16 protein-coding genes are annotated in these 17320 nt (G+C 54.0%); 11 read left to right on the top strand and 5 right to left on the bottom strand.

What is annotated here, in order from left to right:
* Positions 1–166 precede the first annotated feature (166 nt).
* From ACXYMU_RS00670 to ACXYMU_RS00650, 5 genes are all read left to right on the top strand, one after another.
* Positions 167–967, top strand: coding sequence for a hypothetical protein (locus ACXYMU_RS00670; RefSeq protein WP_458984417.1), 801 nt, complete (start codon positions 167–169; stop codon positions 965–967).
* A gap of 176 nt (positions 968–1143) precedes the next feature.
* The gene (locus ACXYMU_RS00665; protein WP_458984416.1) at positions 1144–1581 is read left to right on the top strand and encodes a hypothetical protein; all 438 of its coding nucleotides are present in this window, start codon (positions 1144–1146) and stop codon (positions 1579–1581) included.
* A gap of 86 nt (positions 1582–1667) precedes the next feature.
* Positions 1668–2255 (top strand): uracil-DNA glycosylase family protein, encoded by a 588-nt coding sequence (locus ACXYMU_RS00660; RefSeq protein WP_458984415.1) that lies wholly within the window; start codon positions 1668–1670, stop codon positions 2253–2255.
* A gap of 52 nt (positions 2256–2307) precedes the next feature.
* Complete coding sequence (locus ACXYMU_RS00655) at positions 2308–3456, top strand: pyridoxal phosphate-dependent aminotransferase (RefSeq protein ID WP_458984414.1); 1149 nt, start codon at positions 2308–2310, stop codon at positions 3454–3456.
* Between the two features lie 36 nt (positions 3457–3492).
* Entirely contained in the window at positions 3493–4266 is a 774-nt protein-coding gene (locus ACXYMU_RS00650; protein ID WP_458984413.1) for an amidohydrolase, read from the top strand.
* A 56-nt stretch (positions 4267–4322) separates the two neighbouring features.
* Here the strand turns inward: ACXYMU_RS00650 and ACXYMU_RS00645 are convergent, their stop codons facing one another.
* Together ACXYMU_RS00645 and ACXYMU_RS00640 are read right to left on the bottom strand one after the other, a co-directional pair.
* Positions 4323–4736 carry a hypothetical protein gene (locus tag ACXYMU_RS00645; protein WP_458984412.1) on the bottom strand — a complete coding sequence of 138 codons (414 nt, stop codon included), beginning with the start codon at positions 4734–4736 and terminating at the stop codon, positions 4323–4325.
* A complete protein-coding gene (locus tag ACXYMU_RS00640; protein WP_458984411.1) occupies positions 4736–6967 on the bottom strand; it encodes a T9SS type A sorting domain-containing protein in 2232 nt (743 codons plus the stop codon). The genes ACXYMU_RS00645 and ACXYMU_RS00640 overlap by 1 nt, the downstream gene beginning before the upstream one ends.
* A 164-nt stretch (positions 6968–7131) precedes the next feature.
* On the opposite strand from ACXYMU_RS00640, the gene ACXYMU_RS00635 reads away from it, so the two are divergent.
* Positions 7132–8421, top strand: coding sequence for a UDP-N-acetylmuramoyl-tripeptide--D-alanyl-D-alanine ligase (locus ACXYMU_RS00635; protein WP_458984410.1), 1290 nt, complete (start codon positions 7132–7134; stop codon positions 8419–8421).
* Between the two features lie 281 nt (positions 8422–8702).
* A complete protein-coding gene (locus ACXYMU_RS00630) occupies positions 8703–9413 on the top strand; it encodes a hypothetical protein (RefSeq protein ID WP_458984409.1) in 711 nt (236 codons plus the stop codon).
* 96 nt (positions 9414–9509) lie between these two features.
* Here ACXYMU_RS00630 and rfbC read toward each other — a convergent pair whose 3' ends face one another.
* A complete protein-coding gene (gene rfbC / locus ACXYMU_RS00625) occupies positions 9510–10052 on the bottom strand; it encodes a dTDP-4-dehydrorhamnose 3,5-epimerase (protein ID WP_458984408.1) in 543 nt (180 codons plus the stop codon).
* 84 nt (positions 10053–10136) lie between these two features.
* Complete coding sequence (locus ACXYMU_RS00620; protein WP_458984407.1) at positions 10137–11243, bottom strand: glycosyltransferase family 4 protein; 1107 nt, start codon at positions 11241–11243, stop codon at positions 10137–10139.
* Between the two features lie 135 nt (positions 11244–11378).
* Here ACXYMU_RS00620 and ACXYMU_RS00615 point away from each other — a divergent pair, with 135 nt between their 5' ends.
* The 4 genes from ACXYMU_RS00615 to ppk1 all read left to right on the top strand — a co-directional run bounded on the left by ACXYMU_RS00615 (position 11379) and on the right by ppk1 (position 16203).
* The gene (locus ACXYMU_RS00615) at positions 11379–12077 is read left to right on the top strand and encodes a SirB2 family protein (RefSeq protein ID WP_458984406.1); all 699 of its coding nucleotides are present in this window, start codon (positions 11379–11381) and stop codon (positions 12075–12077) included.
* Positions 12078–12083: 6 nt separating this feature from the next.
* Positions 12084–13271, top strand: a complete 1188-nt coding sequence (hflX, locus tag ACXYMU_RS00610) for a GTPase HflX (RefSeq protein WP_458984405.1) — start codon at positions 12084–12086, stop codon at positions 13269–13271.
* A gap of 275 nt (positions 13272–13546) precedes the next feature.
* A complete protein-coding gene (locus ACXYMU_RS00605) occupies positions 13547–14041 on the top strand; it encodes a SixA phosphatase family protein (RefSeq protein WP_458984404.1) in 495 nt (164 codons plus the stop codon).
* Positions 14042–14085: 44 nt separating this feature from the next.
* Positions 14086–16203: a polyphosphate kinase 1 gene (ppk1, locus tag ACXYMU_RS00600; RefSeq protein ID WP_458984403.1), complete on the top strand. Its 2118-nt coding sequence runs from the start codon at positions 14086–14088 to the stop codon at positions 16201–16203.
* A gap of 65 nt (positions 16204–16268) precedes the next feature.
* On the opposite strand, the gene ACXYMU_RS00595 is transcribed toward ppk1, so the two are convergent.
* A complete protein-coding gene (locus ACXYMU_RS00595; RefSeq protein ID WP_458984402.1) occupies positions 16269–17312 on the bottom strand; it encodes a DUF6268 family outer membrane beta-barrel protein in 1044 nt (347 codons plus the stop codon).
* Between the last annotated feature and the right edge of the window lie 8 nt (positions 17313–17320).

Here is a 17320-nt window from a genome sequence, read left to right as displayed (position 1 = left end):
GCTCAAACAGGCTTTGCTTACTGCATTCAGGCAGCGCTTCTCTCGTAGCAGAGAGGCGCTGCCTTTTTTGTGGGCTTAACAATCGCCACGGCAATCCCGTAAATAAAAATGCTCATCACACGGATGGGTATAATTTTTACAAGACGATCTAAATTTAACTAAAGCTATGGCAAACGATGCATATAACAATGACCGGACCGACAATCAGGAAATAGGCCGCAGGTTGTACGATAGAGAAAACAGACAGAACGAGAACCGCCACCAACAGCGCTATGCCCCACGCGGCGATGCTGACCGCGAGCGCAAGTGGGACGAAGGAAACTACTTCCATACCGGCCCGAGCCCCCGTGGCGCCCAGGACCGCGACAGCAACGACTACCGCAGAGGAGGCAGCAGCCACAGTGCCTATAACCAAGGGCAGAACGCGCCCCAAAGCGACCATTATGGTAGCCGCACGAACAGCTCGTACCGCAACGAGCGTTCTTATATAGACCACGGCGACCATGGCAGCAGCCATTACCAGCACGATGAGCGGCACAGCATGCGCCGTCCGCATACAGAGGGCGGGTCGCTGCAAGGCTCACACGATGACAGGAATACGCAGCGCAACGACCCTTGGCGTGAAGGCCCGGGTAGCCGCAGCCGTTACAAGGAAGATGACTTCCGCTACGGCAGTGGCTCGCATAACTGGTACCGCGAAAACAGGTATACGCCAGACTCCGGCGAGCACCGCAGCCACGATGAGCGCGGCATCATGGACCGCGTGAAGGACACCTGGAACGATATCTGGCACTCGGACGATGCGCAATACCAGAACCGCGGTGAGCGTTACACGTCTGACTCTGACCGCCTGGACTCGCACAGGCGCTATGGTTCAGAGGGCTTCCGCGACAGATCTTTCGACCGCGGATATGAAGGCGGACCACGCTGGGCAGACGAGTCTGACAGCGACCGCAGAAGCCATTAATTTGCTAAAAACGCAACGTTATTTCCATTTTGTTTCAAAATTGATAGCACCAACCTTGCAGTTGGTGCTATTTTTTTGTAACTTAGAGCTTGCGCATAATCCGAACATACTCATAATCACCGCGTAAATGAATAGATAGGGTTCTCTGCCAATTTTTCACTTTTAAAATACCAGCCATGCACCATAACGAACAAGACCCACGCCACTCGCACCACCGGGACCTGCGCCACCGCCGGGAGCAGCATCCGGAACAGTTTGAGCGTGAGCGCTACTTTAATGACTTTAAAAGCCGCTGGGGCGAGCCGTTGCTTCCGCTGCACCTGCACCCCAATAATAGTCAGTCGCGCGACATCGGCCGCTTTGGAGTAGAAGGCGACTTCCATAGACAGCACGAAGAGTGGCTTCCGAATCAACGCAGGCCACATTACCCGCAACAGCAGCAGCATTCACGTGATACTTCCTGGCGCCAGCGCGACGTGAACTTCGACCGGAACAACCAGCGTGCCGAAGACCGTTGGATGCAGGATGAGACAATACCACACCCCGACGACAGACGCCGCCGCCGCCAAGGCCTGCCTGACCGCGACGGAAGGGATAACAGACACCAGGGATAGCGATCTAAGCATTGCTCAAGCATCATAAAAGCCGGCTAAAACCGGCTTTCGCTGTTTCCGGCAGTTTCCGTATCTTCGCTCCTACCATGTCATCTTTAGAGCACTTGTTGCAGCAAATCCGATCGTGTCGGATCTGTGAGGCGTACCTGCCACTCGGCCCGCGCCCTGTGCTGCGTGCCAATACCAGTGCTCGGCTGCTGATTGTGGGGCAGGCCCCCGGCACCAAGGTACATGCCAGCGGCATCCCCTGGGACGACCAGAGCGGAAAGCGGCTGCGGCAATGGCTCGGGCTGGAACCTGCTGTTTTTTATGACCCGGCACAGGTGGCCATCGTGCCGATGGGCTTCTGTTACCCCGGCAAGGGTAAAAGCGGCGACCTGCCCCCGCGCCCGGAATGCGCCCGGAACTGGCACCAATCCTTGCTGGCCTTAATGCCCAGCATCCAACTTACCCTGCTGGTGGGCAAGTATGCCCAGAATTATTTCCTAGGCTCCACTACCAAAGCCACTCTAACCGAAACGGTGGCCAACTGGCACGAATATCTGCCGAAGCACATGCCCATACCTCATCCATCGCCTCGCAACCAGTTTTGGATCAGGCGAAATCCGTGGTTCGAGGAGGATGAAGTGCCGGCGTTGCAAACGCTGATACAGCAAATGCGTCTCACAACTTAACACTGTTCATACCCGTTGCATCTTAATTACCCTGACCAAGCTATCTTCCCTTATGATCACTTACCCTTCCAGCAAGTTGCCCGACATTGGCACCAGCATTTTCACTGTCATGTCGGCGCTGGCAAGCGAGCACCAGGCCATCAACCTCTCGCAGGGCTTCCCGGACTTCAACTGTCCGAAGCCGCTGATGGATCTGGTGGACAACTACATGCGCCTGGGCTTCAACCAGTATGCCCCGATGGCCGGTATGCCTAAACTTCGCGAAAACATCAGCCGCAAAACAAGCAGCATGTATGGCTACCAACCAGACCCTGATACCGAGGTAACAGTAACCTCTGGTGCCACCGAGGCCTTGAACGCAGCCATTACGGCAGTTGTAAAGCCCGGCGATGAAGTGGTGGTGTTGGAGCCTTGTTATGATTCTTACGCCCCGGTTATCCGGTTATGCGGCGGCTCACCGATCTATGTGTCGTTGGCGCTGCCAGACTTCCGCGTAGACTGGGACCAGGTAAAAAGAAGACTCTCTTCGCGCACGCGTTTACTCATCATCAATACTCCCCATAACCCGACCGGCGCAGTGATGACGAAGCAGGATATGGATACACTGGCAAACCTGCTGGAGGGCACCGACATCATGGTTGTGAGTGATGAGGTGTATGAGCACATGGTATTTGATGGGCAGCAGCACTACAGCGCCCTGCAGCACCCACAGTTGCGGCAACGCAGCATTGTGGTCTCGTCTTTCGGCAAAACATACCATGCTACCGGCTGGAAAGTGGGGTATGCCGTGGCCCCGGCCCCGCTAACGGCAGAATTGCGCAAGATGCACCAGTTTATCACCTTCTGCACACCTACCTCGTTGCAACTGGCCATTGCCGATTTTATGGAGGACGCGGAGCATCACCTTCAGCTACCTGCTTTTTACCAGGCCAAGCGCGACTTCTTCCTGGCGCAGCTAAGCGGCTCCCGGTTTGAGCTGCTCCCATCGGCGGGCACTTATTTTCAGCTGGCCCGGTATGACCGCATCTCGCAGGAGCATGACCAGGACTTTGCCAAGCGTTTGACCAAAGAAACAGGGGTAGCAGCGATTCCGGTTTCTGCCTTTTACCACGACCGGACAGACCACAAGTATCTCCGGTTCTGCTTTGCCAAAAATGAGGAAACCCTACAAGCCGCCGGCGAAAGGCTGGCAAAGCTATAGAGCAGCCCTACCGGAAAACGAAACACACAAAACACTATGAACCTACGCATAACCATTGTTCAGACACAACTGCACTGGCAGGATGCGGGGAAGAACCGCGCCATGTTTTCGGAGAAGCTGGCTGCCGCCGCGCCGCAAACAGACCTGGTCGTGCTGCCCGAGATGTTCACGACCGGTTTTAGTATGGAGGCCGAGGCGCTGGCAGAAGAGGCTGCAGGCCCTACTTTATTGTGGATGCGGCAGGAAGCGCAAAAGCACCAGGCGGTGATAACCGGCAGTGTGATGGTGAAAGAGAACGGACACTACTTAAACCGCCTGTATTGGGTGCGCCCCAACGGCAGCTATGCCACCTACGATAAGAAGCATCTCTTCCGGATGGCAGGCGAGCACCACACCTATACTGCCGGCGGAGAGAAGATTGTCGTAGAGCTGAATGGCTGGAATATTTGTCCGCTGGTGTGTTACGACCTGCGCTTCCCGGTGTGGAGCCGCAACGTCAGCAACAGCTATGACCTGCTGCTGTATGTGGCGAACTGGCCGCAGGCCCGCAGCCTTGCCTGGCGCACGCTGCTGCAGGCGCGCGCCATCGAGAATGTGGCGTATGTGGTTGGCGTAAACCGCGTAGGCACCGACGGAAACAACCACCCCTACTCCGGCGACTCTGCCATTATCCACCCCAAAGGCTATCATTTGCTGGACAGCAGCCATGCGGAGGGCATCCATACCCTCACACTTAGTAAACAGGAGCTAACAGATTTCAGGGATGCTTTTCCGGCACACCTGGATGCTGATCATTTTGATTTGCTGTAACACGGAGTTGGCCGTTTCTGAACATTTATACCGGTTGAGGGGATCAGGCAACCAGGCTATGCGGGAGTGACGTCTGAATGAACCGAATTCTCCAGAAACGCCTTTGTTACTGCCAATGCCTCCTCCTCATTCACCTGCCTGAACTGCACCTGTGGCCGTGCCTGCAACATGCGTAGCAGCCGCGGGTGATTCCCATCCAATAGCACGAGCGTTTCTGCACGGCCTTCAAACAGCTCCTCCAGCAATGGCATCGTCCCGCCAAAGTCAGCACGCGAAGCATCTGCGCTAACATATACCACGGCTTTTTCGCTTTCCCGAAGGAGGCGCAGCGCATAGTGGAGCGTCAACTCGCCAGAAGAAGTGTCCACATCCAGCACCGCCACAGCAGGCAACTCCTTTTTAACGTGTGCAGGCAGCGCCTTGTGGTACGCCGCGACAGCTTTCAGGTCGAGGTATAGGAAAGCCTGCATCAGCGCACCACCAATTTAGAGCAAACATATTGGCCACTCTCAGCCATACCCCGAATAATATAGATACCGCTTTTCAGGTGCTGCATGGGCAGGGTATGGGTACGACTGTACATGCCAGTGCGCTCATAAACCAGCCTGCCAATAGCATCGAACACCTGGATGCTGACAGGGGCTGAGGCCTTGACCTGTACATTGCCTGAGCCACTTCTATCGACAGGGTTAGGGTATACTGCTAAAGTCAGGCTGCTCTCTGGGTTTGCCGGTTGATTGGTGTTGCCGCCTGTTTGCTCCAGCATATACAAGCCTCCGCCCTGTGTGCCGATAATGATGTGCAGGGTATTCTTCTCGCCCAGATTGGCTGTGGTGAGATGCAACCCTTTGCCTAACCGTGTCGCCTGCAGACCTGCTAACAACTGATTTCCCAGCACCTCTGTTTCAGCGGTCAGAGTAGCGCCCGTTAAGGCGCCAGGCAGATTCCGGTAAATGCGCAGCGTGCCGCTATCGTCGGTGGTCAGCAGGTCCGGCACGCCATCGCCGTCTACATCGGCCGTGGCCGGGGCCAGCAAGCGACGGGTATAATCCGGCAGGATACCGCCGAAAGCAACCACCTCGGCGGTATACGCAGGAGCCGTGCTGGTTCCTGTGTTTTGGTAGAAACTGAGGCTGCCGTCGCTCTGGCCCAGCAGTAAGTCCTGGTCTCCATCCGCATCTATGTCTACAAAAGCAGGCGAGGCATTGTCGGGTACCGTCAGCAACTGCCGCACATCCCCAAAGTTGTATTGCGCAGGCTGTCCTTTTGCTGCTTTGTTTGGGATGTAGCTGATGCGCGATGTGTTCCTGGCAGCCAGTTTATACCCCAGCACCAGGTCCAGGGCACCGTCTCCGTTCAGGTCGGCGAAGGCCGGGTGCAGGTTAAACAATTGTGCCTGCTGCAAGCCCAGATAGTCATTGGTTTCGAGAGTGAAAGCGGGCGCAGCGGCGGTTCCGGTGTTGCGGTACACGTGCAGTGCGGCGCTGTATGCATTGCCTCTTGTAGCGGCGGCATTGCTCACCAGCATATCCAGGTCACCGTCGCCATCCAAGTCGGCAAATGCCGGGAAAGCACCTTCGCCCACATCGATCATCTGCCCTTGCAGAAAATCATCCTGCAAAAATTGAAAGTCTGGCCGATTGGCGGCTCCTTGGTTGTGGTAAAGCCAGGTGGCGTTTTCGAAGTTTATACCCTGTAAGTCCTGCGTGGCTTGCGGCGCAACCAGCATATCGGGAACGCCATCAAAGGTAACGTCCTCGTAATACGCTGCCGGAAAGCCTTTAAGCGTCATAGGTGCCGTAGCCGGGAAGGCAGGGGTATAGCCTGTCATCTGCGCTTGGGTGGCTGTGCCCTTGTTTTCCATCAGCACCAGGTTGTGGCACTGCACGCTTCCCATCACCAAGTCCTTGTCGCCATCGGCATCCATATCCAGCAGCAAAAGCGCAGAACCCTCATGGCCGGTGTGCAGCGGCCCCGCCACACGGCAGTAGGCCCCAAACACATAGTTGTTGCAGCCATCGCACTCCGTAATGCCTCCCCACCAGGTGGTTTGCTGCTCGTAAGCCAGGCTGCCGCAGGTTAGCTTGTTCTCCACCTGCTGGTTGCGGTACAACTCCAGCGTAAACCCGCGCGAGAACTCTGTAATCAGGATATCCAGGTCGCCGTCGTTGTCGATGTCGGTGATGGCGGGTATGTCGGCGCTCTGCATCTGCATGTTTACCCGGCCGTTGCTGTAGAAAAGCGCCTCTTCGGCCAAAGAGAATTTTAACATCCCGCTGCTACTACGCTCCTGTTTATATACCCTGATGCCGAGCGGGCTGCTCGTAAAAATGTCTTTCAAGCCGTCGCAGTTATAATCGCGCAGCAACGCCCACTTCTCCAGGTCAGCCGGGAAAAGGGCCTCGTAGGCTGGCGCGTAGGTATACTGCCATTGCCCGTTTTGCTGCACGGCCAGCCAGGTGAATACTTTCTGCAACTGCCTGTCGAAGACAAAGAGGTCCGGCTGCCCGTCCAGGTTCAGGTCGAGGGTGGAGAACTGCGGCGTGTTGAGGCCGCCGCTCCAGGGATGCTGCAACTGCCTGCCCGCCGACGAAACCGGCACATCCTGCCGAAACCGGAACTGCAGCGGCGCTGCCTGCTGGGCCATGACCGTGGTTAGGGCACTAAAAAAGAGGTATAAAAGAATGAGGTACTGCTTCATGCTTCGGAGTGGATCGTGATGGCTAGCACTATTTCAGTGCCTGCACGTTGGGGCACTGTCGCTTTTAAGGTTTTGAATGTATATTGCCACAGTGCAGGGCAACGTGTTTAGAACGATAGAACCGATGCCGCGCATGCCTTGTTTAAGCTAAAAATACGCATTTCATGCAGAACAGCATCGAGTTTCTATACCAAAAGTACCTGGAGTGCCGCCACGTCAGCACCGATTCCCGTGCCGCGCAGGACCAAAGCCTCTTCTTCGCCCTGAACGGCCCGAATTTCAAAGGCGCTAAATTTGCCAAGACTGCGCTGGAGAAAGGAGCAAAGTACGCTGTGGTAGATGACCCGGCTATGGCCGCAGACAATGTTTTTGTGATAGAGGATACGCTACAAACACTTCAGGACCTGGCCCGGCACCACCGCCGCCAGCTCAGCATTCCGGTCATCGGCATCACGGGCTCTAACGGCAAGACCACCACCAAAGAACTCATTTATGCCGTGCTTAGCCAAAAGTTCAGCACGCTTTACACGCAGGGCAACCTGAACAACCACATCGGGGTGCCGCTTACGCTGCTGCGCATAAAACCAGAGCACGAGATGGCCATCATCGAGATGGGGGCCAACCATATCGGGGAGATTGCCCTGCTTTCTTCCATTGCAATGCCGACCCACGGCATGATCACCAACATCGGCAAGGCGCACCTGGAGGGCTTTGGCAGTCTGGAGGGCGTGGCCCGCGGCAAAAGCGAGCTGTATGTGCACCTGCTAAATGCAGGAGGAACGGTTTTCATCAACACCGGCAACGAACACCTGCTGCGCATGAGCCGCCGCATCGAAGACAAAGTGACCTATCCCGCCCCCGGCGATTATTACCACAGCGAACTGCTGGAAGCCTCGCCATACGTGGTATACAAGGACGAGGACGGCAACGTGGTAAGAACCCAACTGGTGGGCAGCTACAACTACGAGAACATGGCCGCCGCCGCCTGCATCGGCAAATACTTTGGCGTATCACTGCAGCAAGCCAACGAGGCCATTGCCGCCTACAGCCCCGTCAACAACCGCTCGCAGGTATTGCAGAAGGGCAGCAATACCATCATCCTGGATGCCTACAACGCCAATCCTACTTCTATGGCCGCCGCTGTGCGCAACTTCGGCAGCATGCATGCACCAAAGAAGGTGGTGATACTGGGTGATATGTTTGAGATGGGGGCAGAGAGCGAGGCCGAGCACAGGGCATTGGGCGAGGTAGTGGCTGAACAGAATTTCGAGACCGTTATCCTTTGCGGCAAGGACATGAAGTATGGCGCAGAGGTAAACGAGAAATTTTTATACTTTGAGACGAAGCCGGAGCTACAGCAATGGCTGCAAGAACACCCTGTTTCAGAAAGCTATGTGCTCATCAAAGGCTCGCGGGGGATGGGGCTGGAGACGCTGGTGGAGGAGCTTGGCTGATCATCTCATTCTACTTATTCTGTGTACAAAGGGGCAGGAGCAACAAAACTCCTGCCCCTTTGCTTTTCAGGAACGCAAAATACAGCAGATGCTACAGTGATTCAAATGTTACTTCTCCCTCTTTTCCAGCTCTCTTTTGCACACAAAAAGCCCTCTAAAAGCATCTAAAACCATTTCGGGGGGGGGGGGGAGAGAAGTACAAGAAGGCATGTTACTTTTACATCTAAACATTCTTATATTTAGATGTATTATTCGCATACTTTCACCTAAAATTTTTAGCCATGAGAAATAAGCTACTACTACTCACTCTCCTACTCTGCTTCTGCCAACTAGCGAAAGCGCAAACACAGGACTCTAGTTTTTATAGGCACTCGTTAGGAGTAACTGTAAACCCGATTTATGATGCTGATGGCTTCACAGCCAAGCATCCTACTGCATTAGGGTTGATGTACAGGTATCAATATAAAGAAAACAAAGCCATTAGGTTAGGCGCTTCTGGGGCTTATGACCAAAGAACATATTTAACAACACTTAATTCCAACCCAGTTCCACAAGACACACTGCTTACTACCAAATTTCTTGAACTTTCTATAGGCCATGAATGGCAATACAAAATCGGTTCATTCTTTACATTTGGGCAAGGTATAGATTTAGCGCCATTTCTTATTAATCGGTTGTATAAAATCGACAATATTCTTATAGGTGAAAATAGACTTATAAACGAGCAGATTAAAAGAGAATACAAAACAACAGGTTTGGCTCTACAACCTTTCATTAATATAAGTATTTCATTACTACCTCGGCTCTTCCTTGTAGCAGAATGTAAAGCAACAGTTGAGTACAGCAAACAACGATATTCTGCAGTAGGCACCTACGGCGATGTAAATGAGAGTCATAAAGACAGGGGAACAATATCAGGAGGCGCAGAAAGAGAACGGTTTACCACCAGCATAAAACCAATCTCCTCGCTTCAGTTAAACTTCAAGCTATAAAACTCAACAAACTTAAATATGAAACAAATGTACAAACCTTAGGCATACTACTCCTGCTATGCTCTGTATTCACTGTAATTTGTTAAATACCTTTTTCTAAAACGGCGAGTCGAAATGGCTTAGTAGCGGCAGTACCTCATCCTTCTCCGACACCAGCGGGTCGGTTATACCCCAGTCAATGCCCAAGGCCGGGTCGTTCCAAAGGATGCCTCCCTCCGATGGTTGGTGGTAAAAATCTGTGCATTTGTACAGGAAGGTGGTATTGTCTTCTAAAGCCACAAAGCCATGGGCAAATCCCTCGGGTATGTAAAACAGGTTGTGCTTCTCCGCATCCAGCACACAGGCCACATGCTGCCCGTACGTAGGCGAGTCTCTGCGCAGGTCTACAGCCACATCTAACGCTTTGCCTGTGCTAACGCGCACCAACTTGCCCTGCGCATGGGGCGGTTTCTGGAAATGCAGCCCACGCAGCACCCCCTTCGCTGATACCGACTGGTTATCCTGCACAAAAATGGGCGCTATGCCCAAAGGCTCGAACCACTTTTGGCTGAACGTTTCCAGAAAATAGCCCCTGTCATCTCTGAATACGCGTGGCAGAAACTCGATTAGCCCTTCGATGTGGTAAAGTTTGTGTTCCATTATTTCTCGTGTCGTCTGTTTGTTTTGCTGCAGCGGCTGTAGTTTGCTGAATGCCTTCTAGTACCTTCAATTATTCGCAACCCGCTAATTTAGGATTAAGTTAATTGCCTTTAAATATCTCTCTATAACAATACGGTCGTCGAAGCGGGTAATTGCCAACTGACGGCTGGCCTGCCCCATGCGGTGCAAGGCCTCATCCGGTAGCGCTAGCAGCTGCAGCATTTTGGCAGCCAGGTCCCCGGCATTGCGCACCTGGCAAAGGTAACCGTTTATTTCGTGCTGCACCACCTCCCGGCAACCTGGCACGTCCGTCGCGATAAGAGGCTTGGCCATGGCAGCGGCTTCCAGCAGCGTGCGGGGCGTACCTTCGCGGTATGAGGGCAGCACCACACAGTCTGCCCGCCTTATCACCGGAGCCACGTCATCGGTTGTGCCCAGATATTCAATTGCTCCAGTTGCCAGCCAGGTATCCAGTTGTTGGCGCTTCACGCCGGCGCTGCTTGTCTCATCCAGCGGGCCCAGCAGCTGGCATTTGATGTCCGGGTATTTGGCTTGCACCAGTTTGCTGGCTTCCACAAACTCCGCCACGCCTTTGTCATACAGCACACGCGCCACCATCAGAAACGTGAAAGGCTGGCCCCGTTTATACCCCTCCGCCGGAGTAAAGGCTTGCAGGTTTACCCCGGAGCCGGGTAACAGATCCGTAATTTCCCTGCGCACCAGTTTTTGCTGCAGGAACAGCTGCCGGTCATCCTCGTTCTGGAAAAAGACTTTGGCCGGATACCGGAAAGCAATCCGGTAGAGCAGTCGGGCAATATCAGACACATATGTTTGGGTGATAAACACCGTACCTAACCCCGTTAAATTACTGATGGAGGGTATGCCTGCCCAGTTTGCGGCCAAAGCCCCGTAAACGTTTGGCTTGATGGTATAGTGCAGCACCACATCAGGCTGCAGCTGTTGGTAAGTCCGGTATAAGCGCCAAAGCAAACGTAGATCCATGAACGGGTTGGTGCGCTTATCCATCGGCAGCGGTACAAAACGGCAACCGGCTGCTTTTAGCTTTTCAGAATAGGCGTCTTCCGGCGCAATGGCTACTACCTCATGCCCCGCCGCCTGCAAGGCCTGAATCAGGCTTAGGCGGAAGTTGTAGATGTTCCAGGAGGTGTTGATGACAAGGGCTATTCGCATAGTATGGCAAATGAGCGCGGCAGTTTGTGGGCGTTTCTCAAAAGGCCGTAAGTTAGCATTTTAGCGCAAGCATCAGAAAATTAAAGTAAATTGCGCCGAATTTGAATTATACCCTACACTCAAAAAAATAGACCTATGCCCCCGATCGCATTTCTGCATACCCATGTGCTGGTAGTAGTGCTTTTCCTGCTGCTGTTTACTGTGAAAGCCGTATTGTTGCTCCTGAACAAGCGCGATGCCCTTGCCAAAATGAGAAGCAAAACCAAAGTGCTGGATATGATTTTCGGCACGCTCATTCTGCTGTCGGGCGGCTATCTGCTGTTCCTGTACAACGGCGGCATCCCTACTTATCTGATCGTGAAAATTGTGCTGGTGCTGGCGGCTATTCCGCTTGGCATTATCGGCATTAAGCGCGAGAACAAGGTACTGACTGTGCTGGCGCTTTTCATTTTCCTGTATGTTTATGGCGTGGCCGAGACCAACAGCCTGTCCATGAACAAAACGGAAGCCATCGCAGAAGCCCCTGAAGCTGAGCCAGGTGATGACCGCCTGAGCGAGACAGAGCATCCGCAGGAGGAGATTATGGCCGCGATGAGCGAAGCACAATTAGAGAATGCCAAAGCCATTTATAACAAGCTGTGTGCCAGCTGCCACGGCGAAAATGGCGCCAAAGGAATTGCTGGTGCTGCTAACTTAACGGAAAGCCAATTGGGCCTAAATGGCAGAATTAACGTTATTGAAAATGGCCGCGGGCTGATGCCTGGTTTCGGCGACCAACTCACGGAGCAGGAAGCGGAAGCCCTGGCGGCCTATACCATCACGCTGAAAAAATAAAACTTAATGGGGAAGAAGAACTTCTACGAGACCTCCAAGCCACAGGAAACCGCTGTGCTGGTGTCCGTACCTAATTACCGACAAACCGATGAGCAGACTACCGAGTACCTCGATGAGCTTGCTTTTTTAACTGAAACGGCCGGTGCCGTAACGCTGAAGCGCTTCGTGCAGAAGCTCGACAAACCGGACAGAACCACGTATGTGGGAAGCGGAAAGCTGGATGAGATAAAGGCTTATGTCGTGGAGCATGGGGTGGATATGGTGATCTTCGATGATGACCTCAGCCCGTCGCAGGTGCGAAACATAGAGCGTGAGCTGCAGGTGAAGATCGTGGACCGCAGCTTGCTCATCCTGGATATCTTCGCGTTGCGGGCCAAAACGGCACAGGCGCATGCCCAGGTAGAGATCGCGCAGTACCAATACCTGCTGCCGCGCCTCACCAACCTCTGGACGCACCTTTCCAAGCAAAAAGGAGGTATCGGCATGAAGGGTCCTGGTGAAACAGAGATCGAGACGGACCGCCGTATTGTGCGGGAGAAAATATCCTTGCTGAAGGAGCGCCTGAAGAAATTCGAGAAGCAGAACTTCGAGCAGCGCAAGGCACGCTCGGGCATTGTGCGCGTGGCCCTGGTAGGGTATACCAACGTGGGTAAGTCCACTTTAATGAACCTGCTCTCTAAGTCTGAGGTGTTCGCCGAGAACAAGCTGTTTGCTACCGTAGATGCCACTGTGCGGAAAGTAGTGCTGGAGAACATCCCGTTCCTGCTTTCTGATACCGTAGGGTTCATCCGCAAGCTCCCAACCAAGCTGATCGAGTCGTTCAAATCTACTTTGGATGAAATACGCGAAGCCGACCTGCTGATGCACGTGGTAGATGTGTCGCACCCTTCGTTTGAGGACCACATTGCTGTGGTGAACGAAACGCTCAAAGACATCAACGCCGCCGAGAAGCCGGTGCTGTTGGTGTTTAACAAAGTAGACCAGTACCTGGAGCAGCGGCAACAGGAACTGGAGGAGGAAGGTGCTGAGGTACGCCCATCCATCGAGGACCTGAAGGCAACCTATATGGCCAAGATACACGCGCCCGCCCTCTTTGTGTCCGCCACCAACAAGATCAACATCGAGGAGCTGCGCATGGAGTTGCAGCGCCGCGTAGCCGAACTCCATTACCAACGCTACCCAAACAACGCTTAGCGTAAACCATACCCATTAAGCGTCCTGCGTCAGGTATACTTCGGTACACCTGACGCAGGACGCTTTTTTTTGACGCGATTCAAAATACCCTCAGGAAATCCCCCTTGCCAAGCATGCCCGCTGCGCGTTTGGCCGCCAAGGCGTTTCTAACTGCCTTTGAGCGCTTCTGCCGTACCTGCCGCGCCCGTGGCACAACCATTTACCTTTACAATCAGTAAGTAGCAATGCCACAAGTGCAGCTTTTGCAGCCTTGTGGTTTATCATTAACTGATTGTATGAAGACGCTATATATACTTAGGCACGCAAAATCGAGCTGGGACTTTGAAGAGCTCAGCGACCATGACCGCCCCCTGAACAAGCGTGGCCGCAACGACGCCCAGCTGATGGGGCAGGAACTGGCTGGCCGTGGCGTAGAACCGACCCTGATCATCTCCAGCTCCGCCGTGCGGGCATTAACCACAGCCACGCTGGTGGGCAAAGAGATTGGCTACGATGCAGATGATATTGTAGTGGACGAAAACGTGTATGGCGCCGGGAAAGAAGACCTGCTGAATGTGGTGCAGAACGCACCTCCCGATGTAGAAGCCCTGATGCTCGTGGGCCACAACGAGGCCCTCAGCGAGTTTGCCAACATGCTTGCCCCTGAGCATATCGCCAGCCTCCCGACCACAGGTATTGTGGCCTTGGAGTTTGACTGCGACGACTGGCATGATATCGACAAGAGCATTGCCAGCATGCTATTTTATGACTTCCCAAAGAACTACAAGTAGCCCAGCCCCGACGCTGCCGGCACACCCTTAGAGCACCAACCAACATGGAAAAAGAGAAAGAGAAGAAAGCCTCTCCGCAATATCCGTTACTGGATAGAGAGCTGAGTTGGCTTGCCTTCAACTATAGAGTATTACAGGAGGCAAAAGACCCGCGCGTGCCCCTGCTCGAGCGCATTAAGTTCATGGCCATTTTCTCGTCTAACCTCGACGAGTACTTTAAAGTGCGCGTGGCCACACTCAAACGCCTGATCAAGCTGAAGGAAAAAACCCGCAAGAAGCTGCAGGACGACCCGTCTGACACGTTCGGGCAGGTGATGCAGGAAGTAAAACGGCAGCAAGAGGAATTTGGGGAGGTGTTCCGGGAGGGCATCTTAAAAGACCTTCGGGCGCATGACATCCACCTGCTAACAGAGCACGAACTCAACCCGGAGCAGCAGGAGTGGGTGCGCGACTATTACGAGGAGGCGCTTGAGCCCTTGTTGCTCCCCATCATACTGGATGAGACGGAAACGCACCTGTTCCTGAAAGACCAGACGGTATACCTCAGCATAAAAATGTGGGAACCGCAGGAGGGCGAGCCATGCAAGCCTGAGCGCTTCGCCATGCTCGAGATCCCGACCAAAAAGCATGGCAGCCGCTTTGTGAAACTGCCAACGGTAGGTGAGCAGCGCTACGTGATGTTTGTGGATGATGTGATCCGGTTTTGCCTGCCCAGGATGTTTGACAAGTACCGCAAATTCGATGCGCATGCCGTGAAGGTGTCGCGCGATGCAGAGCTGGACATTGAGGAAGAAGTGTCGGGCAACCTGATGGCCAAGATCCGGAAGAGCCTGAAAAAGCGCGAAACCGGCTACCCGGCCCGCTTGCTCTATGACCCTGAAACGCCGCAGGACCTGCTGGACATGATGATGGCCCACACCGGCGTAACCGAAGACGAACTGGTGGAAGGCAGCAAGTATCACAATTTCCGCGACTTCTTCCAGTTCCCGGACTTTAACCTGCCGAGCCTGAAATATGACGCGCAACCAACCCTGGTGCATCCGCAACTGGAGCAGGAGCCGAGCATGCTGGCCGCCATGCAAAAGCAGGATTACCTGGTGCACTACCCCTACCAGTCCTTCGACTACGTGCTGCGGCTCTTTAACGAGGCTGCCGACGACCCGAAAGTAACGGCTATGAGCGCAACGCTGTACCGTGTGGCTGACAAATCCGCTATTGCCAAGGCACTGGCCAGGGCCGCTAAAAACGGCAAACTGGTTACCGTGGTGGTAGAGTTGAAAGCCCGCTTCGATGAGGAGTCGAACATTTTCTGGGCCGGTAAACTGCAGAAGGCCGGGGCCAATGTGCTGTTCGGGGTGCCTGAATTGAAAGTGCACTCTAAGCTGGGCCTGATCACCCGCAACGAGAAAGGCAAGCTGGTAAACTATGCTTACCTAAGCACCGGCAATTACAACGAAGACACTTCCACGATTTACGCCGACCACGCGCTTTTCACTTCCGACAAGCGGATAACGACGGATGTGGAGCAGGTTTTCAACTTTTTCATCGACCGGCAGCCGGACAAGGAATTTCACCATTTGCTGATGGCCCCGCTGAACATGCGGGAGCAATTTGTAAAGCTGATCGATAGGGAGATCAAGAACGCCAAGAAAGGCCTGCCCGCCCGCATGATCCTGAAGATGAACGCGCTGCAGGACGAGCGCATGATCAAGAAACTGTATGCTGCCAGCCAGGCAGGGGTGCAGATTGATCTGCTGGTGCGTGGTATCTGTTGCCTGGCACCGGGTATAGAAGGCATCAGCGAAAACATACGGGTGCGCAGCATCGTGGACCGTTACCTGGAGCATGCCCGGGTGTACATTTTCCACAACAACGGCGACGAGCAGTATTATGTAGCCTCCGCCGATTGGATGACGCGCAACCTGAACCGGCGGGTTGAGGTGGCTTTCCCGCTGCTTCAGCCGCACTTGGTGGAGCAGGTGCGCGCTATTATCGATCTGCAGCTGCAAGACGACGCTAAGGCCCGTAACACCGACAACAGCTATATACAGCCCGACGCTCCCACGAACATCAGGTCGCAGTACGCCACGTATGATTACCTCCGTAACCTGATCCCGGAAGGGATGAACCCCAATCGGGGAGAAGACCAGCAGGACAATTAAGCAGAAGGGGGCAAGCTAATGTAGCTTGCCCCCTTCTGCTTATACCTATCTCTTGTTGTTAGCGCTTACCGGTTGCCCCTGTTAGACCATTTGCGCGGCGGCGTCAGGTATAACTCTAACCCCACGTAGCCGGCTCCAGCCAGGTCGTTGTTGATGATCTCGTCTCTGGAACCAATCTCATCGAATATCCGGTTGCGGTAATACTGCCGGAAGCCACCCTCTACGGCAAACCACAGGAAATCGTAGATCTCGCGCTCCATGCGCACGAGGGCCTTTACGTCGGTGCGGCGATATTCCAGGTCTTTGAACTCAGACAGCGGGGGCTCGTCCACAAACAGATTGTAGCTTGCTCCCTCCAACCTATAACCGGCGTAAAACAGTGTCTTCTCATTGGCATTGTAGCGCATGCGCACGTTTGCCGGAAAGATAGACTCCACGCCCCACTGTGGCGTGAACGTGCGGTTGTACAGAATACCGGGGTAAATATTTTTGCGCCCATAGGTATAGCCCAGCTGCGCGCCCACCCCGATAGCGAAATTTGGGTTTTTCTTCCAGCCATAGGCCACATCAACAGTGGTTTTCAGGTAATCAGTGATGTTGATGTCGTCGTGGGTATAATCTCCGTTCAGTTCCCCCTTTATCCGCACAATGTAAAACCGACGGTCATCCAAAGAATGCAGGTAAGCCAGCTGCAGGCCAATGCTTTTCAGGTCCTTGTCCTCCAGGTAGCTGTAGAGCGGGTAGGAGCTTGGCGTCACGTTATCGAAGTTAAACTCCTCCATCTGGTAGTCGAACCCGATGATCAGCTTCGTCTGCGGCCTGTTGATGAGCGGGGCCAAGGCCCGGATGAAGAACTTGTTGTTGCGCCGCACATGGGCACTTCCGTCGCCCACGCTCGGGTCCTCCGAGTCCGAGTCGATGTCGAACTGCGGCAACCGCTCATAACCGGCCACCACCCCGCGGGGCCGCCCCATGCCGTTCACGTTGGGAGAGGCATAGTCAATCACATCACCCAATCCTTCGGTAACGGTCTGTTGGGTTTGCGCCTGCCCTTGCTGCGCCATGCAGAACAAAGAAAGCACAAAAAGCAGTGTACAGGTCTTTTTCATAGTTTTCG

It is taken from the genome of Pontibacter sp. CAU 1760, assembly GCF_054482735.1.
Note: the sequence above shows the minus strand (reverse complement) of the source record. Positions and strands in the feature narration are given on the sequence as shown.